We start from the raw sequence: 23105 nt of genomic DNA, 5'->3' as shown, positions 1-23105 counted from the left end.
TGATCGGGTTGAGGTTCCTTTGAAGTAACACAACAACAGCGAGGACGCTGTGAACGGTCGGATTATTCCTCCGACTGTTCCGCTCTCGTGGTGTCACCCGATTACGGGTAAACATTCACGGAGAGTTTGATCCTGGCTCAGGACGAACGCTGGCGGCGTGCTTAACACATGCAAGTCGAACGATGAACCACTTCGGTGGGGATTAGTGGCGAACGGGTGAGTAACACGTGGGCAATCTGCCCTGCACTCTGGGACAAGCCCTGGAAACGGGGTCTAATACCGGATACTGACCCTCGCAGGCATCTGCGAGGTTCGAAAGCTCCGGCGGTGCAGGATGAGCCCGCGGCCTATCAGCTTGTTGGTGAGGTAATGGCTCACCAAGGCGACGACGGGTAGCCTAGCCTGAGAGGGCGACCGGCCACACTGGGACTGAGACACGGCCCAGACTCCTACGGGAGGCAGCAGTGGGGAATATTGCACAATGGGCGAAAGCCTGATGCAGCGACGCCGCGTGAGGGATGACGGCCTTCGGGTTGTAAACCTCTTTCAGCAGGGAAGAAGCGAAAGTGACGGTACCTGCAGAAGAAGCGCCGGCTAACTACGTGCCAGCAGCCGCGGTAATACGTAGGGCGCAAGCGTTGTCCGGAATTATTGGGCGTAAAGAGCTCGTAGGCGGCTTGTCACGTCGGTTGTGAAAGCCCGGGGCTTAACCCCGGGTCTGCAGTCGATACGGGCAGGCTAGAGTTCGGTAGGGGAGATCGGAATTCCTGGTGTAGCGGTGAAATGCGCAGATATCAGGAGGAACACCGGTGGCGAAGGCGGATCTCTGGGCCGATACTGACGCTGAGGAGCGAAAGCGTGGGGAGCGAACAGGATTAGATACCCTGGTAGTCCACGCCGTAAACGGTGGGCACTAGGTGTGGGCAACATTCCACGTTGTCCGTGCCGCAGCTAACGCATTAAGTGCCCCGCCTGGGGAGTACGGCCGCAAGGCTAAAACTCAAAGGAATTGACGGGGGCCCGCACAAGCGGCGGAGCATGTGGCTTAATTCGACGCAACGCGAAGAACCTTACCAAGGCTTGACATACACCGGAAAGCATCAGAGATGGTGCCCCCCTTGTGGTCGGTGTACAGGTGGTGCATGGCTGTCGTCAGCTCGTGTCGTGAGATGTTGGGTTAAGTCCCGCAACGAGCGCAACCCTTGTCCCGTGTTGCCAGCAAGCCCTTCGGGGTGTTGGGGACTCACGGGAGACCGCCGGGGTCAACTCGGAGGAAGGTGGGGACGACGTCAAGTCATCATGCCCCTTATGTCTTGGGCTGCACACGTGCTACAATGGCCGGTACAATGAGCTGCGATACCGCAAGGTGGAGCGAATCTCAAAAAGCCGGTCTCAGTTCGGATTGGGGTCTGCAACTCGACCCCATGAAGTCGGAGTCGCTAGTAATCGCAGATCAGCATTGCTGCGGTGAATACGTTCCCGGGCCTTGTACACACCGCCCGTCACGTCACGAAAGTCGGTAACACCCGAAGCCGGTGGCCCAACCCCTTGTGGGAGGGAGCTGTCGAAGGTGGGACTGGCGATTGGGACGAAGTCGTAACAAGGTAGCCGTACCGGAAGGTGCGGCTGGATCACCTCCTTTCTAAGGAGCACATAGCCGACTGCAGGCAAATGTCCTGCACGGTTGCTCATGGGTGGAACGTTGACTACTCGGCACGGTCTTCTTGATGGATCACTAGTACTGCTTCGGCGTGGAACGTGACTTCAAAGAGGGACTCGTGTCGGGCACGCTGTTGGGTGTCTGAGGGTACGGCCGTGAGGTCGCCTTCAGTTGCCGGCCCCAGTGCACTCGGGAGTTTTTCCCGGGGTGATGGGTGGTTGGTCGTTGTTTGAGAACTGCACAGTGGACGCGAGCATCTGTGGCCAAGTTTTTAAGGGCGCACGGTGGATGCCTTGGCACCAGGAACCGATGAAGGACGTGGGAGGCCACGATAGGCCCCGGGGAGTCGTCAACCAGGCTTTGATCCGGGGGTGTCCGAATGGGGAAACCCGGCAGTCGTCATGGGCTGTCACCCGCTGCTGAACACATAGGCAGTGTGGAGGGAACGCGGGGAAGTGAAACATCTCAGTACCCGCAGGAGGAGAAAACAACCGTGATTCCGGGAGTAGTGGCGAGCGAAACCGGATGAGGCCAAACCGTATACGTGTGAGACCCGGCAGGGGTTGCGTGTGCGGGGTTGTGGGATCTCTCTTTTACGGTCTGCCGGCCGTGAGACGAGTCAGAAACCGTTGATGTAGGCGAAGGACATGCGAAAGGTCCGGCGTAGAGGGTAAGACCCCCGTAGTCGAAACGTCAGCGGCTTGTTTGAGAGACACCCAAGTAGCACGGGGCCCGAGAAATCCCGTGTGAATCTGGCGGGACCACCCGCTAAGCCTAAATATTCCCTGGTGACCGATAGCGGATAGTACCGTGAGGGAATGGTGAAAAGTACCGCGGGAGCGGAGTGAAATAGTACCTGAAACCGTGTGCCTACAAGCCGTGGGAGCGTCGGATACGTGCTTGCACGTATCTCGTGACTGCGTGCCTTTTGAAGAATGAGCCTGCGAGTTTGCGGTGTGTTGCGAGGTTAACCCGGGTGGGGAAGCCGTAGCGAAAGCGAGTCCGAACAGGGCGGTTCAGTAGCACGCTCAAGACCCGAAGCGGAGTGATCTAGCCATGGGCAGGTTGAAGCGGCTGTAAGAGGTCGTGGAGGACCGAACCCACCAGGGTTGAAAACCTGGGGGATGACCTGTGGTTAGGGGTGAAAGGCCAATCAAACTCCGTGATAGCTGGTTCTCCCCGAAATGCATTTAGGTGCAGCGTCGTGTGTTTCTTGCCGGAGGTAGAGCACTGGATAGGCGATGGGCCCTACCGGGTTACTGACCTTAGCCAAACTCCGAATGCCGGTAAGTGAGAGCGCGGCAGTGAGACTGTGGGGGATAAGCTCCATGGTCGAGAGGGAAACAGCCCAGAGCATCGACTAAGGCCCCTAAGCGTACGCTAAGTGGGAAAGGATGTGGAGTCGCACAGACAACCAGGAGGTTGGCTTAGAAGCAGCCACCCTTGAAAGAGTGCGTAATAGCTCACTGGTCTAGTGATTCCGCGCCGACAATGTAGCGGGGCTCAAGCGTACCGCCGAAGTCGTGTCATTGCAGCAATACGGCCAACGCTGACTGTGATGGGTAGGGGAGCGTCGTGTGCCGGGTGAAGCAGCCGCGGAAGCGAGTTGTGGACGGTTCACGAGTGAGAATGCAGGCATGAGTAGCGATACAAACGTGAGAAACGTTTGCGCCGATTGACTAAGGGTTCCTGGGTCAAGCTGATCTGCCCAGGGTAAGTCGGGACCTAAGGCGAGGCCGACAGGCGTAGTCGATGGATAACCGGTTGATATTCCGGTACCCGCTGTGAAGCGTCAAACATCGAGCATCGTGATGCTAAGGCCGTGAAGCCGCCCTGATCTCTTCGGAGTTGAGGGGAGTGGTGGAGCCGCCGAACCAAGCGGTTAGTAGGTGAGTGATGGGGTGACGCAGGAAGGTAGTCCATCCCGGGCGGTGGTTGTCCCGGGGTAAGGGTGTAGGCCGTGCGGTAGGTAAATCCGTCGCACACGAGGCTGAGACCTGATGCCGAGCCGATTGTGGTGAAGTGGATGATCCTATGCTGTCGAGAAAAGCCTCTAGCGAGTTTCATGGCGGCCCGTACCCTAAACCGACTCAGGTGGTCAGGTAGAGAATACCGAGGCGTTCGGGTGAACTATGGTTAAGGAACTCGGCAAAATGCCCCCGTAACTTCGGGAGAAGGGGGGCCACACCCGGTGACGAGTCTTGCACTCCGAGCTGGGGGTGGCCGCAGAGACCAGCGAGAAGCGACTGTTTACTAAAAACACAGGTCCGTGCGAAGCCGTAAGGCGATGTATACGGACTGACGCCTGCCCGGTGCTGGAACGTTAAGGGGACCGGTTAGCTCCATTTCGGTGGGGCGAAGCTGAGAACTTAAGCGCCAGTAAACGGCGGTGGTAACTATAACCATCCTAAGGTAGCGAAATTCCTTGTCGGGTAAGTTCCGACCTGCACGAATGGCGTAACGACTTCTCGACTGTCTCAACCATAGGCCCGGTGAAATTGCACTACGAGTAAAGATGCTCGTTTCGCGCAGCAGGACGGAAAGACCCCGGGACCTTTACTACAGTTTGATATTGGTGTTCGGTTCGGCTTGTGTAGGATAGCTGGGAGACTTTGAAGCTCGCACGCCAGTGTGGGTGGAGTCGTCGTTGAAATACCAGTCTGGTCGTGCTGGATGTCTAACCTGGGTCCGTGATCCGGATCAGGGACAGTGTCTGATGGGTAGTTTAACTGGGGCGGTTGCCTCCTAAAGAGTAACGGAGGCGCCCAAAGGTTCCCTCAGCCTGGTTGGCAATCAGGTGTTGAGTGTAAGTGCACAAGGGAGCTTGACTGTGAGACCGACGGGTCGAGCAGGGACGAAAGTCGGGACTAGTGATCCGGCGGTGGCTTGTGGAAGCGCCGTCGCTCAACGGATAAAAGGTACCCCGGGGATAACAGGCTGATCTTCCCCAAGAGTCCATATCGACGGGATGGTTTGGCACCTCGATGTCGGCTCGTCGCATCCTGGGGCTGGAGTCGGTCCCAAGGGTTGGGCTGTTCGCCCATTAAAGCGGTACGCGAGCTGGGTTTAGAACGTCGTGAGACAGTTCGGTCCCTATCCGCTGTGCGCGTAGGAGTCTTGAGAAGGGCTGTCCCTAGTACGAGAGGACCGGGACGGACGAACCTCTGGTGTGCCAGTTGTTCTGCCAAGGGCATGGCTGGTTGGCTACGTTCGGGAGGGATAACCGCTGAAAGCATCTAAGCGGGAAGCCTGCTTCGAGATGAGGACTCCCACCCCCTTGAGGGGTTAAGGCTCCCAGTAGACGACTGGGTTGATAGGCCGGATCTGGAAGCACCGTGAGGTGTGGAGGTGACCGGTACTAATAGGCCGAGGGCTTGTCCTCAGTTGCTCGCGTCCACTGTGTTGGTTCTGAAACCACGAACAATCAGACTGTGTTGGTCACCCGGTTGATTGTCTGTTTCATAGTGTTTCGGTGGTCATAGCGTAGGGGAAACGCCCGGTTACATTTCGAACCCGGAAGCTAAGCCTTACAGCGCCGATGGTACTGCAGGGGGGACCCTGTGGGAGAGTAGGACGCCGCCGAACAATTCTTAGAATAGGGTTGGTCCCGGAACTTCGGTTCCGGGACCAACCCTTTTTTGCTTTCTGTCACTTCGCGTTCACGTTGCGCCCCGACCATCTGACGTATGGGTACTGCAGCAATGCTCAGGGCCGCCGGCGTGGGTGTCGGTGACGAGGTCGTCGTACCTGCCTTCGGGAACGTGGAGGTCGCCGAGGCCGTGGCCCTGGCGGGTGCGTTGCCGGTGTTCGCCGACATAGATCCGGATACGTACTGTCTGGACGCCTCCCTGGTGGAGGCCGCGTTGACGCCCCGGACCGCGGCCGTGGTCGTCGTGCACCGGTTCGGGCGCCCGGCGGACATGGGCTCTCTGCACCGCGTCGGGGAACGGCACGGGCTGCTCGTGCTGGAGCAGGGCGAGTCCGAGGCGCCGTACGACGAGATAGCGCGGCGCAGGCAGCGGGCGGCCTATCTCGACGGGAAGTTGCGAGGCGTGCGGACCCCCGACGGGGGTGACGGGCACACCTATCAGCAGTACGTGGTGCGGGTGCCGGGGAACGGTCGGCCGGACCGTGACGCCTTCGCCCGCGCCGTGCGGGGGAGGGGCGTCGAGTGCCGGGTGCCGGTGAAGACGCCAGTGCACCGGATGCCTGGATTCCGGCGGTGTGTGTCGCTGCCGGAGACGGAGCGGGCCGTCGACGAGACGCTCGCGCTGCCTGTCGAGGCCGCGTTGACCAAGCGGGACATGCAGCGGATCGTGTCCGCCTGCAATGCGCTCGGTGGGCTGTTGCAGCCTGCGTACTGAGCGGAAGTCAGTGGTTGGGAGCACCGGCTTGTTCGGGGTATGATCTATTCCGTTGCCGCGAGGGAAACCTCGAAAGCGACAGGCCCCTATAGCTCAGTCGGTAGAGCGTCTCCATGGTAAGGAGAAGGTCAACGGTTCGATTCCGTTTGGGGGCTCCGACATAAAGGCCCCGCCCACCAGGGCGGGGCCTTTCGCATGCTCCGGTCAGTCCGTGTGGGGCTCCGGGACGCGCATCGCGAGGATCGCCATGTCGTCGGACGGGGCGTCGGAGGCGAAGCGCTCCACCGCGCGCATGATGCGGGCGGCCACCGCGCCGGCCGTCAGGCCCGTGCAGGTCGTGAGGACGTCGGCGAGGCCGTCGTCGCCCAGCATGCGGGTGCCCTCGCGGCGTTCGGTGACGCCGTCCGTGACACAGAGCAGGACGTCGCCCGGGTCGAGGGTGACCGTCTGCTCGTACAGCTCCAGGTCCTCGATGACGCCGAGGAGGGGCTGCGGTTCGGCGGCCGGTTCCACCGTGCCGTCCTGGCGCAGGCGGAGCGGGAGCGGATGGCCGGCGCAGACGACCTTCAACTCCGCGCTGCCGTCCTCCTGCGGGCGCATCTCGCCGTACAGCAGCGTGAGGAAGCGGCTGCGGGCGCCCTCGTCGAGGATGGCGGAGTTGAGGCGCTGCAGGACCTCCGGGCCGCTGAGGCCCTCGCGGGCCAGCAGGCGCAGGGCGTGCCGGGCGAGGCCCGTGACGGCCGCCGCGTTGGGGCCCGTACCGCAGACGTCGCCGATGGCGAAGCCGTAGGCGTCGTCGCTGATGGGGAAGAGGTCGTAGAAGTCGCCGCCGACCTCGTTGCCCTCGCCCGCGGCGCGGTAGATGACGTCGACCTCCACGCCGTCCACGACGGGGAGTTCCGGGGGCAGGAGGCTGCGCTGGAGGGACTGGCTGATCGCCGTGCGCTCCGAGTACAGCCGGGCGTTGTCCAGGGCCAGGGCGGCGCGGCGCGACAGGTCCTCGGCGAGTTCGAGGATCTCCTGGCGGAAGTGGTCGTCGGTGGGCTTGCCAAGGGTGAGCATGCCGATGACGCGGTTGCGGGCGACCAGGGGCAGGACGACGGTCTCGCCGCCGACGGCGGAGGCGGTGGCGAGGGTGGGGCCGATGCCGGTGCTCAGCGGCTGGGTGGCGCCGCCGCCGCTGAGGCCGAGGTCGCGCATGGAGGTGCGCAGGGCCGCCTGGTGGGCCATCTCGGCGGGGGCCGTCCACACGCGGGCGCCCGGGGTGGGCACCGGGTCGGGCGGGGCGATCTTCGACAGCAGGGACTTGATGCCGTCGATGAGCTCCTCGTCCTCGTGCAGGACGTACGAGAGGTACGGGTCCGAGGCCTGGTCGGCGATCGTGTAGACCGCGCACCAGGTGGCCAGGGTCGGGACCGTCATCTGGGCCATCAGGGCGAGCGTCTGGTCGCGGTCGAGGGTGCCGGCGAGCAGGTCGGACGCCTCGACGAGGAAGCTGAGCGAGCCGCGGCGCAGCCGCTCCAGCTCGCCGAGGCGCGCCGACTCGACGGCCAGCGCGATGCGGTCGGCCGCGAACTGGAGGCGCAGCGCCTCCTCGTTGGAGTACCGGCCGGAGGCCTCGGCCGCGACGCCGAGCGAGCCGGTGAGGCGGCCCTCGACCTTGAGCGGGACGGTGACGACCGAGCGCATCCCCGTGCTGTTGAGCAGCGGGACCGCGCCGGGGACGGCCTCCAGGTCGTCGTGGACGGCGGGCATGCGTGCCGAGCCGTAGCGGCCGGGCCCGGCCTCGACGGGGACGCGGGCGAAGCGCTGGCGGGCGGATGGCAGGCCGGTGGAGGCGCGGACCTCCAACTCCGTCTCGTCGTCGGTCGCCAGGAGGAGGAAGGCGGCGTCGGCGTCGAGCATGTCGCGGGCGCGTTCGACCGTGCGCTGGAGGAGTCCGTCGAGGTCGTCCGGGGCGGGGGAGCCGATGAACACCTCGAAGGGGTCCGCGCTCTGCCCCTCGGCGGACGGGGAGTCGGAGGCCGGTACCCGCAACGGAGTCTGCAGCACCGCGCGTTCGTGGTCGCGCACGAGGAGGCAGACCGTGGAGGGCTCGCCGTCGGCGTCGCGGACGCGCAGGTGGGAGGCGTACACCGGGGTCACCCGGCCGTTGGCGCCGCGCATGCCGTAGCTGCCCTCCCAGCGGGAGAGCTGGAGCGCCTCGGCGATGCCGGTGCTCGTGCCGGGGGTGTGCGGCCAGGCGGCGAGGTCGGTGAGCGGCTTGCCGGTGACCTGGTCGGCGGAGTAGCCGAAGAGGTCCTCGGCGTCCTCGTTCCACGACGTGACGGCGCCGGTGCGGTCGATCTGGACGACGGCGACGCGGACCCGGCCGTCGGCGAGCGGCAGCAGGGCGGCCGGGAGGGAGGGACCGGCGGCGCGGGTGCCGACCGGGCGCTCGGGCAGATGGAGGTGGAACCAGACGTTCTTCAGCGTGGGCGTGTACTCCACGCCCCAGCGGTCGGCCAGGGCCGCGCACAGCTGGAGGCCGCGGCCGCCCTCGCGGTCGAGGCTGCCCATGTTGGCGGGGGAGCCCTGGAGGGGGACCTCGCGCTCCGGGTAGTGGTCGGCGACCTCGATCCGTACGCCGTCGTCGCTGCGCAGGCAGACGACGTCGGCGGTCGTGCCGGCGTGGACCACGGCATTGGTCACCAGTTCGCTGGTGAGCACCACGGCGTCGTCGACGATGTCCGCATGGCCCCAGCCCTGGAGCGTGTCGCGGACGAAGGACCGGGCGCTCGCCACGGATCGTCCGACGGGCTCGAAGCTGGCGGCCGCGCGCGCGGTGATCACAGAACTCCTCGACCCTCTCTCCCCGTGCACGGCCTCATGGCCGACCGGCTCGTGCCGCTGCTGCGGCAGCCCACCCGTCGGCCCGGGATCCGGGGGCTGCTCCCCCGGGATCAGTCCGGTGGTCATTCCGGCCGCCCCTCCGATGCCCGCTCGTCTCCCTGCCACCGCCCAGACCGGACGGACCGGTTTGGCTGGACAGCCGTATGCAAGGTTACTTACCTTCGCCGTCCATCCGAATGCCGGTCTGCAGTGTTTCCGCCCAGAGGGTGTGCGGACGATGTGCGAAGCTGCCGAACTGTTATGGCCTGGTTCGGCCGGGGTGAAACACTGGGCAAGCTGCTTATGAAGGTCCGGGCAGGTGAATGCGCGCCGAGTCGGGTGGGCAGCAGCCCTGGAAGCGGTCCGGCGCGCCGGCCCGGACCACCCGGCAGTACGGAAGTACCGGCAGTACGGGAAGTAAGCGGCAGCAACCGGTCCGCCGAGTGTGGGCGGCCGGGCACAGCGGTATCGGTCGACCCCTGCGGGAGGGACACAGTGGAGTCTGGCGCAGCGACGCGGACCACGAAGACGCGCGCGAAAGGCGGACAGTCCCTGAGTAACCAGGGCAAATCGCGGGGTGGCGGCGCACGGAGCGGCAGTACGACGGTGGACACGGCCGCGCTGAACCGGCTGCTCGCGGCGCTGGTGTCCATGCGCGAGGGGAACTTCCGTAGGCGGCTCACGGTGTCCGGCGACGGCGTGATGTCGGAGATCGCGGCGGTCTTCAACGAGGTGGCCGACCGCAATCTGCACCTCACGGGTGAGCTGGCGCGGGTGCGGCGCGTGGTCGGGCGTGAGGGGAAACTCACGGAGCGGCTGGAGACCGGTGCCTGCGAGGGGTCCTGGGCGGCCGCGATCGACCACTCGAACGCGCTGGTGGACGACCTGGTACGGCCCGTCTCCGAGGTCAGCCGGGTGCTGTCGGCGGTGGCGGACGGCGATCTGTCGCCGCGCATGGAGCTGCGCACGCAGAACGACGAGGGCACCGGGCAGCCGCTGCGCGGCGAGTTCCTGAAGGTCGGCCGGACCGTGAACAACCTGGTCGACCAGTTGTCGACGTTCACGGACGAGGTCACGCGGGTGGCCAGCGAGGTCGGCACCGAGGGCAAGCTGGGCGGTCAGGCCAGGGTGCGCGGCATGTCCGGTTCGTGGAAGGACCTGACGGACTCCGTCAACACGATGGCGTACCGGCTCACCGCGCAGGTGCGGGACATCGTGCTGGTGACGACGGCGGTGGCCAAGGGTGACCTGTCCCGGAAGGTCACGGTGCACGTGGCCGGCGAGATGCTGGAGCTGAAGAACACCGTCAACACGATGGTGGACCAGCTCTCCGCGTTCTCGTCCGAGGTGACGCGCGTCGCCCGGGAGGTGGGCACCGAGGGCGCCCTGGGCGGGCAGGCGCAGGTGCCGGGCGTGGCCGGGGTGTGGAAGGAGCTGACCGACTCCGTCAACACCATGGCCGGGAACCTCACGGCCCAGGTGCGGGAGATCTCCCACGTGACGACGGCGGTCGCCAACGGCGACCTGTCGAAGAAGGTGACGGTGCCGGCCCGCGGCGAGGTGGCGCAGCTCGCCGAGACGATCAACCAGATGACCGAGACGCTGCGGATCTTCGCGGACGAGGTCACGCGCGTGGCCAACGAGACCGGTGGCGAGGGCCAGCTCGGCGGGCAGGCGAACGTGCCGGGCGCGGCCGGTATCTGGAAGGACCTGACGGACTCCGTCAACACCGTCTTCCGGAACCTGACCACGCAGGTGCGGGACATCGCCGCCGTGACGACGGCCGTGGCCAGCGGCGACCTGTCGCAGAAGGTCACCGTGGACGTGGCCGGCGAGATGCTGGAGCTGAAGAACACCGTCAACACGATGGTCGACCAGCTCTCCGCCTTCGGTGCCGAGGTCACGCGGGTGGCCCGTGAGGTCGGTGTCGAGGGCGAGCTGGGCGGTCAGGCGCAGGTGCCGGGGGCGGCGGGGACGTGGAAGGACCTGACGGACTCCGTCAACACCGCGTTCCGCAACCTCACCGGTCAGGTGAGGAACATCGCCCAGGTGACGACGGCGGTGGCCAACGGAGACCTGTCGCAGAAGGTCACCGTGGACGTCTCCGGCGAGATGCTCCAGCTGAAGAACACCGTGAACACCATGGTGGACCAGCTCTCCAGCTTCGCCGACCAGGTGACGCGGATGGCCCGGGACGTGGGTACCGAGGGCCGCCTGGGCGGTCAGGCGCGGGTCGACGGTGTGTCGGGGACCTGGAAGGAGCTGACGGACTCCGTCAACTCCATGGCCGGCAATCTGACCTCCCAGGTGCGCAACATCGCGCAGGTGACGACGGCGGTGGCGCGCGGTGACCTGTCGCAGAAGATCGACGTGGACGCGCGCGGCGAGATCCTTGAGCTGAAGAACACCATCAACACGATGGTCGACCAGCTGTCGTCGTTCGCGGAGCAGGTCACGCGCGTGGCCCGCGAAGTGGGTACCGAGGGCCGTCTCGGCGGTCAGGCGCAGGTGCCCGGGGTCGCCGGTGTGTGGCGGGACCTGACCGACTCGGTGAACGGCATGGCCGGCAATCTCACCGCGCAGGTCCGCAACATCGCGCAGGTCGCCACGGCGGTGGCGCGCGGTGACCTGTCCCAGAAGATCACCGTGGACGCGCGCGGGGAGATCCTGGAGCTGAAGAACACGCTGAACACGATGGTGGACCAGCTGTCGTCGTTCGCCCAGGAGGTCACGCGCGTCGCGCGCGAGGTGGGTACCGAGGGCATCCTCGGCGGCCAGGCGGAGGTGCAGGGCGTCTCCGGCACCTGGAAGGACCTCACGCAGTCCGTGAACGGCATGGCCAACAACCTGACCATGCAGGTGCGCAACATCGCCGAGGTGACCACCGCGGTCGCCAAGGGCGACCTGTCGAAGAAGATCACCGTCGACGCGAAGGGCGAGATCCTCGAGCTGGTCACCACCGTCAACACGATGGTGGACCAGCTGTCGTCCTTCGCCGAGCAGGTCACGAGGGTGGCCCGCGAGGTGGGTACGGAGGGAATCCTCGGCGGCCAGGCGAGCGTGCCCGGCGTCGTGGGCATCTGGAAGGACCTCAACGACAACGTCAACCTGATGGCCAAGAACCTCACGGTCCAGGTGCGGAACATCTCCCAGGTGGCCGCGGCCGTCGCCAACGGCGACCTGACGCGGACGGTGACGATCGAGGCGCGCGGCGAGGTCGCGCAGCTCGCCGACACCTTCAACACCATGGTGCGGACGCTGCGGTCCTTCGCCGACCAGGTGACCAAGGTGGCCCGCGAGGTGGGCACCGACGGCATCCTGGGCGGCCAGGCACAGGTGCCGGGCGTGTCGGGGACGTGGAAGGACCTCACCGAGTCGGTGAACCAGATGGCGTCGAATCTGACCGGTCAGGTGCGCAACATCGCCATGGTCACCACGGCGATCGCGAAGGGCGACCTGACCAAGAAGATCGACATCGACGCGCGCGGCGAGATCCTGGAGCTGAAGACGACCATCAACACGATGGTGGACCAGCTGTCGTCCTTCGCCGAGGAGGTCACCCGCGTCGCCCGTGAGGTGGGCACGGAGGGCCAGCTCGGCGGTCAGGCACGCGTGCGGGACGTCGACGGCACCTGGCGCGACCTGACGGAGTCCGTGAACGAGATGGCCGGGAACCTCACCCGGCAGGTGCGTGCCATCGCGCGCGTGGCGACCGCGGTGACCCGCGGCGACCTGAACCTGAAGATCGACGTGGACGCCTCCGGCGAGATCTCGGAGCTGCAGGACTACATCAACAAGATGATCGCCAACCTGCGCGACACCACGATCGCCAACAAGGAGCAGGACTGGCTCAAGGGCAATCTGGCCCGGATCTCCGGCCTGATGCAGGGCCGCCGCGACCTCCAGGACGTGGCCTCGCTGATCATGAGCGAGCTGACGCCCGTGGTCTCCGCGCAGCACGGCGCGTTCTTCCTCGCGATGCCCCTGGTCGACGGGCAGGAGCAGGCGGGCGCCGAGGGCGACGCGTACGAGCTGCGCATGCTCGGGTCGTACGGCTACTCGATGGGGTCCATGCCCACCTCGTTCCGGCCGGGCGAGGCGCTGGTCGGCACGGCCGCCCAGGAGAAGCGCACGATCCTCGTGGAGAACGCGCCGAGCGGCTACCTGAAGATCTCCTCCGGGCTCGGCGAGGCACCGCCCGCGCAGGTGATCGTGCTGCCGGTGCTGTTCGAGGGGCAGGTGCTCGGCGTCATCGAGCTGGCGTCCTTCACGCCGTTCACGCACATCCAGAAGGACTTCCTGAACCAGATCGCCGAGATGATCGCGACGAGCGTCAACACCATCTCCGTGAACACCAAGACCGAGGTGCTGCTGAGCCAGTCGCAGGAGCTGACCGAGCAACTGCGGGAGCGGTCGGAGGAGTTGGAGCAGCGTCAGAAGGCGCTCCAGTCGTCCAACGCCGAACTGGAGGAGAAGGCCGAGCTGCTGGCGCAGCAGAACCGCGACATCGAGGTGAAGAACACCGAGATCGAGGAGGCGCGGCAGGTCCTGGAGGAGCGTGCCGAGCAGCTCGCGGTATCGATGCGCTACAAGAGCGAGTTCCTGGCGAACATGTCGCACGAGCTGCGTACGCCGCTCAACTCGCTGCTGATTCTGGCCAAGTTGCTCGCGGACAACGCCGACGCGAACCTGACCCCGAAGCAGGTCGAGTTCGCCGAGACGATCCACGGCGCGGGCTCCGACCTGCTCCAGCTCATCAACGACATCCTCGACCTGTCGAAGGTCGACGCGGGGAAGATGGACGTCTCCCCGACGCGCATCGCCCTCGTCCAGCTCGTGGACTACGTGGAGGCGACCTTCCGGCCGCTGAGCGCGGAGAAGGGCCTGGACCTGTCGGTGCGGGTGTCGCCGGGGCTGCCCGCCACGATGCACACCGACGAGCAGCGGCTGCTCCAGGTGCTGCGCAACCTGCTGTCCAACGCGGTGAAGTTCACCGACTCGGGCTCCGTCGAGCTGGTCATCCGGCCGGCCCGGGACGAGGTGCCGACGGCCATCCGGGAGCAGTTGCTGGAGGCCGGTTCGATGAACGACCCGGACGCCGAGCTGATCGCGTTCTCCGTGAGCGACACGGGCATCGGGATCGCGGCCAGCAAGATGCAGGTGATCTTCGAGGCGTTCAAGCAGGCCGACGGCACCACGAGTCGCAAGTACGGCGGTACCGGCCTCGGGCTGTCCATCTCGCGGGAGATCGCGCAGCTGCTCGGCGGCGAGATCCACGCGCAGAGCGAGCCGGGCCGCGGGTCGACCTTCACGCTCTACCTGCCGCTGCACCCGAGCGAGCTGCCCCCGCACGGCTACCAGCAGCCGCTGCCGTCCGTGGAGGCCGGTGAGCTGCCGGCGTCCTCGGGTGCCGTGGCCGAGCTGCCGGGTGCCGAGGTCGGGGCGCCGGCCGAGGTGAAGTCGTACCAGGACGCGCAGCACGGCGCGGCCGCGCTGTTCCGGCGCCGTCGCAAGTCGGCCGCGGACACCGAGGACCGGCCCGAGGTGCGGGAGCGGCAGCCGGGCGCCGGGCAGGAGGCGGTGGCGCAGGCGCACCGGGGGATCCGGTTCGGCGGGCAGAAGGTGCTGATCGTCGACGACGACATCCGCAACGTCTTCGCCCTCACCAGCGTCCTGGAGCAGCACGGACTGTCCGTGCTGTACGCCGAGAACGGGCGCGAGGGCATCGAGGTGCTGGAGCAGCACGAGGACGTGGCGGTCGTCCTGATGGACATCATGATGCCCGAGATGGACGGCTACGCGACGACCACGGCGATCCGCAGGATGCCCCAGTTCGCTGGGCTGCCGATCATCGCGCTGACCGCGAAGGCGATGAAGGGCGACCGGGAGAAGGCGATCGAGTCGGGCGCCTCCGACTACGTGACCAAGCCGGTCGACCCCGACCACCTGCTGACGGTGATGCAGCAGTGGATGCGCGAGGAGTGAGCCCCGGGCGGGTCTGCCGGGGAGCCGGCGGCGCCGGGGTCGGGCGGGAAGTGGTCGGTCCGCCCGGACCCCGGGCCCGTAGTACGTTCGGGCAGGGTCTCCCCGTACGTACGGGCACCTTCCGTGCGGCTCGCTCGGGCGGTGTGCGAACGTGGGGTGTGTGTAAACGGCGGGAACCTTCGGGGGCCACGCGAAGTGGCTGGCCCAGCGTGCCCGAAGCCGTGTAGAAGTACGGGTTTCGGGGAACCTTCTGGTCTCCCGCCGCGTTTCTGCTACGAGCACAGTGACATCACGGTGACAGGGTGTGGCGACAGGCGGGGTGCGGCTACGATGACCGGCACAAGGACGGGCGGCGCAAGGGAGTCGCCCCCCGGGGCGGCACCCGCCGGTGCCGTGCCAAGTCCTGTGGACAGGGGAGGCCCCACGCCGGGGCGAGGAGGGCGGGCCATGGTGCAGAAGGCCAAGATCCTCCTGGTCGATGACCGGCCGGAGAATCTGCTTGCGCTGGAGGCGATCCTCTCGGCGCTCGATCAGACGCTGGTGCGGGCATCGTCCGGGGAGGAAGCGCTCAAAGCACTGCTCACGGACGACTTCGCGGTCATTCTGCTGGACGTCCAGATGCCGGGCATGGACGGTTTCGAAACCGCGGCGCACATCAAGCGCCGGGAGCGGACCCGGGACATCCCGATCATCTTCCTCACGGCGATCAACCACGGGCCGCACCACACCTTCCGCGGGTACGCGGCAGGCGCGGTGGACTACATCTCCAAGCCGTTCGACCCCTGGGTGCTGCGCGCCAAGGTCTCGGTCTTCGTCGAGCTGTACATGAAGAACTGCCAGCTGCGTGAACAGGCGGCCCTGCTGCGCCTCCAGTTGGAGGGCAACGACAAGGCCGCCGTCGGCGAGGCCAAGGAGCCGGCGGGGCTGCTCGCCGAGCTGTCGGCGCGGCTGGCGGCCGTGGAGGAGCAGGCGGAGGCGCTGTCCAAGCAGCTCGGCGACGAGTCGACGGACGCGGCCGCGGTGGCGACGGCCGCCCATCTGGAGCGCAAGCTCACCGGGTTGCGGCGGGCGCTGGACGCCCTGGAGCCGGGTTCGTCCGGCGGTCAGGCCGCCGTCAACTGACGCGGGGAGTGCCCCCGCTGCCCCGTGAGGCTCGTCGCGGCGGCCTCCGCGGCCGTCCGTGAAGTGGCCTCTGAGAGGTTCTGTGAGGACTTGTCAGGGGCTGTACCGGACGCGTCAGTTCCGCCCTCATGGAGGGGCGACACGAACGGGTGAAGCGGTAGGCACACGTGTCGACCGCCGTCTCCCCCGGTAACCTCACACCCATGGCCTCACGTCCCTCCGCAGCCAAGAAGCAGCCCGCGAAGAAGGCGGCCGCTCCCGCGAAGGGTCCGGCCAAGAAGGCCGCCGCGAAAAAGGCACCCGCGAAAAAGGCGCCCGCCAAGAGGGCCGCGGCGAAGAAGCCCGCGCCCAAGCCGGCTCCGAACCCCACCGGCGGCGTGTACCGGCTGGTGCGCGCGCTCTGGCTGGGCCTCGCCCACGGAGTGGGCGCCGTCTTCCGCGGCATAGGGCAGGGCGCCAAGAACCTCGACCCGGCCCACCGCAAGGACGGCGTCGCCCTGCTGCTGCTCGGCGTCTCGCTGATCGTCGCCGCGGGCACCTGGGCCGACCTCAAGGGCCCCGTGGGCGACCTCGTCGAGATCCTCGTGACCGGCGCCTTCGGCCGGCTCGACCTGCTCGTGCCGATCCTGCTCGGCGCCATCGCCGTACGCCTCATCCGGCACCCCGAGAAGCCCGAGGCCAACGGGCGGATCGTGATCGGCCTGTCCGCGCTCGTCATCGGCGTGCTCGGCCAGGTGCACATCGCCTGCGGCTCACCGGCCCGCAGCGAGGGGATGCAGGCCATAAGGGACGCCGGCGGCCTCATCGGCTGGGGCGCGGCCACCCCGCTGTCCTACACGATGACCGACGTGCTGGCCGTGCCGCTGCTCGTGCTGCTCACCGTCTTCGGGCTGCTCGTCGTCACGGCCACCCCGGTCAACGCCGTCCCGCAGCGGCTGCGGCAGCTCGGAGTGCGGCTCGGCGTGGTCCACGCCCCGGAGACGGACGAGTTCACGGACGACGACGAGCGCTACGACGAGCAGTGGCGCGAGGCGCTGCCCGCCCGGCCCCGAAAGCGCGCCCTACCGGCCGCCGCCGAGCCGTACGACCCCGACGCGGCCGAGCAGGAGGCGCTCAGCCGTCGCCGCGGCAGGCCCCGGCGGTCCGCCGTGCCGCAGCCCGAGATGAACCGTCCGATGGACGCCGTGGACGTCGCCGCCGCTGCCGCCGCCGCGCTCGACGGCGCCGTACTGCACGGGATGCCGCCCTCGCCGCTGGTCGCCGACCTCACCCAGGGCGTGAGCACCGGGGACCGCGAGTCCACCACCCCGACGCCCACGCCGGTGCCGGCCGCGCGGCCGCAGCCGGGCAAGCTCAAGAAGGACGCCACGAAGGCGGCCGGAGGGGAACCGGCGGGCGGCGCGGTCCCCGACCTCACCAAGACGCCGCTGCCCAAGGAGCGGGACCTGCCGCCGCGCGCCGAGCAGCTCCAGCTCTCCGGCGACATCACCTACTCCCTGCCGTCCCTCGACTCCCTCACGCGCGGCGGACCCGGCAAGGCGCGCAGTGCCGCCAACGACGCCATAGTCGCCTCGCTGACCACCGTCTTCACCGAGTTCAAGGTCGACGCCGCCGTCACCGGCTTCACCCGCGGCCCGACGGTCACGCGCTACGAGGTCGAGCTGGGCCCCGCCGTGAAGGTCGAGCGGATCACCGCGCTGACCAAGAACATCGCCTACGCCGTCGCCAGCCCCGACGTACGGATCATCAGCCCGATTCCCGGCAAGTCCGCCGTCGGCATCGAGATCCCCAACACCGACCGGGAGATGGTCAACCTCGGCGACGTGCTGCGCCTCGCGGAGTCCGCCGAGGACGACGACCCGATGCTGGTCGCCTTCGGCAAGGACGTCGAGGGCGGCTACGTCATGCACTCGCTGGCGAAGATGCCGCACATGCTGGTGGCCGGCGCCACCGGCTCCGGCAAGTCTTCCTGCATCAACTGCCTGATCACCTCGATCATGATGCGGGCGACCCCGGAGGACGTCCGGATGATCCTGGTCGACCCCAAGCGCGTCGAGCTGACCGCGTACGAGGGCATCCCGCACCTGATCACGCCGATCATCACCAACCCGAAGCGGGCCGCCGAGGCGCTCCAGTGGGTCGTGCGCGAGATGGACCTGCGCTACGACGACCTCGCCGCCTACGGCTACCGGCACATCGACGACTTCAACCGCGCGGTGCGCGAGGGCAAGGTCAAGCCGCCCGAGGGCAGCGAGCGCGAACTCCAGCCGTACCCGTACCTGCTGGTGATCGTGGACGAGCTGGCCGACCTGATGATGGTCGCGCCGCGCGACGTCGAGGACGCGATCGTGCGGATCACGCAGCTCGCGCGCGCGGCCGGCATCCACCTGGTGCTCGCCACCCAGCGGCCCTCCGTGGACGTCGTCACCGGCCTGATCAAGGCCAACGTTCCCTCCAGGCTCGCCTTCGCCACCTCCTCGCTCGCCGACTCCCGGGTCATCCTCGACCAGCCAGGCGCCGAGAAACTGATCGGCAAGGGCGACGGGCTCTTCCTGCCGATGGGCGCGAACAAGCCGACCCGCATGCAGGGCGCGTTCGTGACCGAGGAGGAGGTCGCGACCGTCGTCCAGCACTGCAAGGACCAGATGGCGCCGGTCTTCCGCGAGGACGTCACGGTCGGCACCAAGCAGAAGAAGGAGATCGACGAGGACATCGGCGACGACCTCGACCTGCTGTGCCAGGCGGCCGAGCTGGTCGTCTCCACGCAGTTCGGGTCCACCTCGATGCTCCAGCGCAAGCTGCGGGTCGGCTTCGCCAAGGCCGGGCGGCTGATGGACCTGATGGAGTCGCGGAGCATCGTCGGACCGAGCGAGGGTTCGAAGGCTCGTGACGTTCTTGTGAAGCCTGATGAGCTGGACGGCGTGCTCGCGGTGATCCGGGGGGAGTCCGAAGGCTAGGGACGGGTAGGAGAAGGGTTCCGCCGACGATCCGCAGACGTTTCGCCGACGGAGGGTCACGACGGCCGGGCGGCGTCACGACGGCCGGGCGGCCGATCGTGACTCACCCGTTAGGGATCATTGAGCAACCGTTTCCCCAGGCCCTACGTCAAGTTGAGGGAAGTGACAAACAGGTAGTCCACCATCGGGGTGCCGGGCCATTCCGATGGCGTAAAGGTCGTACCGCCCGGTTGCCCCACCCGTTTGCACCCCCCCTAGACTGAACGCCCAGCACAGGCGGCTAAACGCTCGAAAGGCGCCCCCGTGTCCAACGGCAACTCCCCTGAAGACGAGCGTCCGATCGAAGACGTGTCCCAAGACGCCCCTGACGACGTTTCCGAGGAAGCCCGCCCCTCCGTCGGCCAGGCCCTGAAGCAGGCCCGGATCGCCGCCGGGCTGACCGTCGACGACATCACCACCGCCACCCGGGTCCGCATCGCCATCGTGCACGCCATCGAGGCGGACGACTTCGCGCCCTGCGGCGGCGACGTCTACGCACGCGGGCACATCCGCACCCTGGCCAAGGCCGTCGGGCTCGACCCGGCCGAGCTGCTCGCCCGGTTCGACGCCGAGCACGGCGGACGCCCGGCGCCGACCCCCGCCGCGCCCCTGTTCGAGGCGGAGCGCATCCGTCCAGAGCGGCGCGGACCCAACTGGACCGCCGCCATGGTCGCCGCGATCGTCGCCGTGATCGGTTTCGTGGGCTTCACGTTCGTCAAGGGCGGCGACGACGGCGGCAACGAGGCGAGCGTCGCCGAGGGGGCCCAGCCCTCGTCCGGCGAGTCCGCCTCGTCGAGCGCCAAGCCCAAGAAGCCCGCCGACCCCAAGCCGGAACCGAGCGACAGCGCCATCGCCGCCGCGCCCGCGGACAAGGTGACCGTCAAGGTCAGCGCCACCGAGGGCCGCAGCTGGATCTCCGCCCAGGACCACAACGGCCGGCTGCTCTTCGACGGACTGCTCAAGCAGGGCGACTCCAAGACCTTCCAGGACAACGAGAAGGTCAAGCTCGTCCTCGGCGACGCCGGAGCCATCCAGCTCTACGTCAACGGCAAGAAGATCGAGGACGACTTCCGGCCCGGCGCCGTCGAGCGCCTGACGTACACGAAGGGCGACCCGCAGGTCGGATAGGGGTCGCGGGAGACGAGTCCACACGGGGTTGGCCAGGATCGGCCAACCCCGTCGACGTGGGCCGTCGGCGGGACGAAGTAGTCTTGAGCCCATGCCTGAAAGCCGTACCGTCGCACTCGTCACCCTTGGCTGCGCCCGTAACGAGGTGGACTCGGAGGAGCTCGCAGGCCGTCTGGAGGCGGACGGCTGGAAGCTCGTCGACGACGCCGAGGAAGCGGACGTCGCCGTCGTGAACACGTGCGGCTTCGTCGAGGCCGCCAAGAAGGACTCCGTGGACGCCCTCCTGGAGGCCAACGACCTCAAGGGCCATGGAAGAACGCAGGCCGTCGTGGCGGTGGGCTGCATGGCCGAGCGGTACGGCAAGGAGCTGGCCGACGCCCTCCCGGAGGCCGACGGCGTCCTCGGCTTCGACGACTACGCCGACATCTCCGACCGCCTGCAGACCATCCTTAACGGCGGCATCCACGCCGCCCACACCCCGCGCGACCGGCGCAAGCTGCTGCCGATCAGCCCCGCCGAGCGGCAGGAGGCCGGCGCCTCGGTCGCCCTGCCGGGACACGGCCCGACCGACCTCCCCGAGGGCGTCGCCCCCGCCTCGGGGCCCCGCGCGCCGCTGCGCCGCCGGCTGGACGGCTCCCCGGTCGCCTCGGTGAAGCTGGCCTCCGGCTGCGACCGGCGCTGCTCCTTCTGCGCCATCCCGTCCTTCCGCGGCTCCTTCATCTCGCGCCGCCCGAGCGACGTGCTGAACGAGACGCGGTGGCTGGCCGAGCAGGGCGTCAAGGAGATCATGCTGGTCTCCGAGAACAACACCTCCTACGGCAAGGACCTCGGCGACATCCGGCTCCTGGAGTCGCTGCTGCCGAACCTGGCCGAGGTCGACGGCATCGAGCGGGTGCGGGTCAGCTACCTCCAGCCGGCCGAGATGCGCCCCGGCCTGATCGACGTGCTGACCTCCACCGAGAAGGTCGTGCCCTACTTCGACCTCTCCTTCCAGCACTCCGCGCCGAACGTGCTGCGCGCGATGCGCCGCTTCGGCGACACCGACCGCTTCCTGGAGCTCCTCGACACCATCCGGAGCAAGGCGCCCGAGGCGGGCGTGCGCTCCAACTTCATCGTCGGCTTCCCCGGCGAGTCCGAGGCCGACCTGGCCGAGCTGGAGCGGTTCCTCAACCACGCCCGCCTCGACGCCATCGGCGTCTTCGGGTACTCCGACGAGGAGGGCACCGAGGCGGCGACCTACGGCGACAAGCTGGACGAGGACGTCGTCGCCGAGCGGTTGGCACGTGTCTCCCGCCTGGCCGAGGAACTGGTCTCGCAGCGGGCCGACGAGCGCGTCGGGGCGACCGTGCGGGTACTCGTCGAGTCCGTGGACCCGGCCGGCGAGGGGGACGGGGTGCGCGGCCGCGCGGAGCACCAGGCGCCGGAGACGGACGGCCAGGTGCTGCTCACGAGCGGCGCGGGCCTGAGTGTCGGTCGTATGGTCGACGCGAAGGTGGTCGGTACGGAGGGTGTCGACCTGGTGGCCGAACCGCTGCTGGGCTCGCCCGAGTGGAGTGAGGAGGCCGGCAGATGACCGGAGTCCCGGCGTCCGCGGCGGGCGGCTCCTCCAGTGCGCGCCGGACCGGCCCGCGCGGCGCCTCGGGCGCGGCACAGGAACCGGCCGGGCGCACGACTTCGGGGGGCGCCGTGGAACGGGACGCGGGAGAGCGGCGGGGGGCCACCGAGGGTGGCGCCGGCGCGCGCGGTGGCAAGATCGCGGCGGCCGCCGTCAACCAGGCGAGTGTCTGGAACGTCGCCAATCTGCTGACGATGCTCCGGCTGCTCCTGGTGCCGGCCTTCGTCGCGCTCATGCTCGGCAACGGCGGGTACGACCCGGCCTGGCGCTCCTTCGCCTGGGCCGCCTTCGCCGTCGCCATGATCACCGACCTCTTCGACGGGCATCTGGCGCGCACCTACAACCTCGTCACCGACTTCGGGAAGATCGCCGATCCCATCGCCGACAAGGCGATCATGGGTGCGGCGCTCATCTGCCTGTCCGCGCTCGGCGACCTGCCGTGGTGGGTGACGGCCGTCATCCTCGGCCGGGAACTCGGGATCACCGTCCTGCGTTTCGTGGTCATCCGGTACGGCGTCATCCCCGCGAGCCGGGGCGGCAAGCTCAAGACGCTCACCCAGGGCATCGCCGTCGGCATGTACGTCCTGGCGCTGACGGGGCCCCTGGCCACCCTGAGGTTCTGGGTGATGGCTGCGGCGGTCGTCCTGACCGTCGCGACCGGCCTGGACTATGTGAAGCAGGCCATTGTGCTGCGCCGCCGGGGAATCGCCGAACGCAGAGCGGCGTTGAAGGAGTCGGAAGTTTGAGTTCCACGGCCGCCGACGTGGTGCGACTACTCACGGTCAGGGGCGAGACCCTCGCGGTCGCCGAGTCACTGACGGGTGGAATGGTCGCTGCCGCGCTCACGGCGGTCCCCGGGGCGTCCAAGGCATTCCGGGGCTCCGTCACCGCGTACGCGACGGAGCTGAAGCGGGAGCTGCTCGGCGTCGACGGCGAGCTGCTCACGGCGCGCGGAGCGGTGGATCCGCAGGTCGCCGCCCAGATGGCGGCGGGCGTACGCACGGCGCTGGGCGCCGACTGGGGCATAGCGACGACGGGCGTCGCCGGTCCGGACCCGCAGGACGGGCAGCCCGTGGGGACGGTTTTCGTAGCCGTGGACGGGCCCGCCGGGGCCGAGCAGGGTTGCGCCGATGGCGGAAAAGTGGAGGCGCTGCGGTTGAACGGCGACCGCGCGGAAATTCGTATGGAGAGTGTACGGAGCGTACTCGCACTTCTTTTGAGGGAGCTTGCGAGCGAACAGACCGGGAATGAGCGGGCACAGGATACGGAACGGAACGGGGGGTTTTGATGTTTGCAGCCCTGAGTGAACACGACATCGCTCCCCGCACGGCCGCGGCGCGAGGCGGTACGGTGGGGCGTGAAGG

At 67.6% G+C, this 23105-nt stretch carries 9 protein-coding genes, 1 tRNA gene and 3 rRNA genes; 12 read left to right on the top strand and 1 reads right to left on the bottom strand.

The window, feature by feature from the left end; all coding sequences use genetic code 11:
- The first annotated feature begins 114 nt into the window (after positions 1 to 114).
- The 5 genes from Sru02f_RS29305 (at position 115) to Sru02f_RS29285 (ending at position 6179) form a co-directional block, all read left to right on the top strand.
- Positions 115 to 1642 (top strand): 16S ribosomal RNA (locus tag Sru02f_RS29305).
- Positions 1643 to 1921: 279 nt separating this feature from the next.
- A 23S ribosomal RNA gene (locus Sru02f_RS29300) occupies positions 1922 to 5042 on the top strand.
- Positions 5043 to 5128: 86 nt separating this feature from the next.
- A 5S ribosomal RNA gene (rrf, locus tag Sru02f_RS29295) occupies positions 5129 to 5245 on the top strand.
- Together the 16S, 23S and 5S rRNA genes form the textbook arrangement of a ribosomal RNA operon.
- 116 nt (positions 5246 to 5361) lie before the next feature.
- A complete protein-coding gene (locus Sru02f_RS29290) occupies positions 5362 to 6024 on the top strand; it encodes a DegT/DnrJ/EryC1/StrS family aminotransferase (RefSeq protein ID WP_174855011.1) in 663 nt (220 codons plus the stop codon).
- 82 nt (positions 6025 to 6106) lie between these two features.
- Positions 6107 to 6179: transfer RNA gene (locus Sru02f_RS29285), tRNA-Thr, on the top strand.
- Positions 6180 to 6228: 49 nt separating this feature from the next.
- Here the strand turns inward: Sru02f_RS29285 and Sru02f_RS29280 are convergent.
- Entirely contained in the window at positions 6229 to 8982 is a 2754-nt protein-coding gene (locus Sru02f_RS29280; protein ID WP_109029981.1) for a SpoIIE family protein phosphatase, read from the bottom strand.
- A gap of 408 nt (positions 8983 to 9390) precedes the next feature.
- Between Sru02f_RS29280 and Sru02f_RS29275 the strand changes: the two genes are divergently transcribed.
- From Sru02f_RS29275 to Sru02f_RS29245, 7 genes are all read left to right on the top strand, one after another.
- Positions 9391 to 14880: a HAMP domain-containing protein gene (locus Sru02f_RS29275; RefSeq protein ID WP_109029980.1), complete on the top strand. Its 5490-nt coding sequence runs from the start codon at positions 9391 to 9393 to the stop codon at positions 14878 to 14880.
- 447 nt (positions 14881 to 15327) lie between these two features.
- The gene (locus Sru02f_RS29270; RefSeq protein ID WP_003973275.1) at positions 15328 to 16002 is read left to right on the top strand and encodes a response regulator; all 675 of its coding nucleotides are present in this window, start codon (positions 15328 to 15330) and stop codon (positions 16000 to 16002) included.
- A gap of 203 nt (positions 16003 to 16205) precedes the next feature.
- Complete coding sequence (locus Sru02f_RS29265; RefSeq protein WP_174855007.1) at positions 16206 to 18959, top strand: DNA translocase FtsK; 2754 nt, start codon at positions 16206 to 16208, stop codon at positions 18957 to 18959.
- Positions 18960 to 19262: 303 nt separating this feature from the next.
- Complete coding sequence (locus tag Sru02f_RS29260) at positions 19263 to 20126, top strand: helix-turn-helix domain-containing protein (protein WP_109029978.1); 864 nt, start codon at positions 19263 to 19265, stop codon at positions 20124 to 20126.
- Between the two features lie 91 nt (positions 20127 to 20217).
- The gene (gene rimO, locus Sru02f_RS29255) at positions 20218 to 21699 is read left to right on the top strand and encodes a 30S ribosomal protein S12 methylthiotransferase RimO (protein ID WP_109029977.1); all 1482 of its coding nucleotides are present in this window, start codon (positions 20218 to 20220) and stop codon (positions 21697 to 21699) included.
- Positions 21696 to 22487, top strand: coding sequence for a CDP-diacylglycerol--glycerol-3-phosphate 3-phosphatidyltransferase (pgsA, locus tag Sru02f_RS29250; RefSeq protein ID WP_109029976.1), 792 nt, complete (start codon positions 21696 to 21698; stop codon positions 22485 to 22487). The genes rimO and pgsA overlap by 4 nt, the downstream gene beginning before the upstream one ends.
- A complete protein-coding gene (locus Sru02f_RS29245; RefSeq protein ID WP_109029975.1) occupies positions 22484 to 23029 on the top strand; it encodes a CinA family protein in 546 nt (181 codons plus the stop codon). Before pgsA ends, Sru02f_RS29245 begins: the two co-directional genes overlap by 4 nt.
- Positions 23030 to 23105 lie beyond the last annotated feature (76 nt).

Source organism: Streptomyces rubrogriseus (assembly GCF_027947575.1).
Taxonomy (GTDB): domain Bacteria; phylum Actinomycetota; class Actinomycetes; order Streptomycetales; family Streptomycetaceae; genus Streptomyces; species Streptomyces rubrogriseus.
Note: the sequence above shows the minus strand (reverse complement) of the source record. Positions and strands in the feature narration are given on the sequence as shown.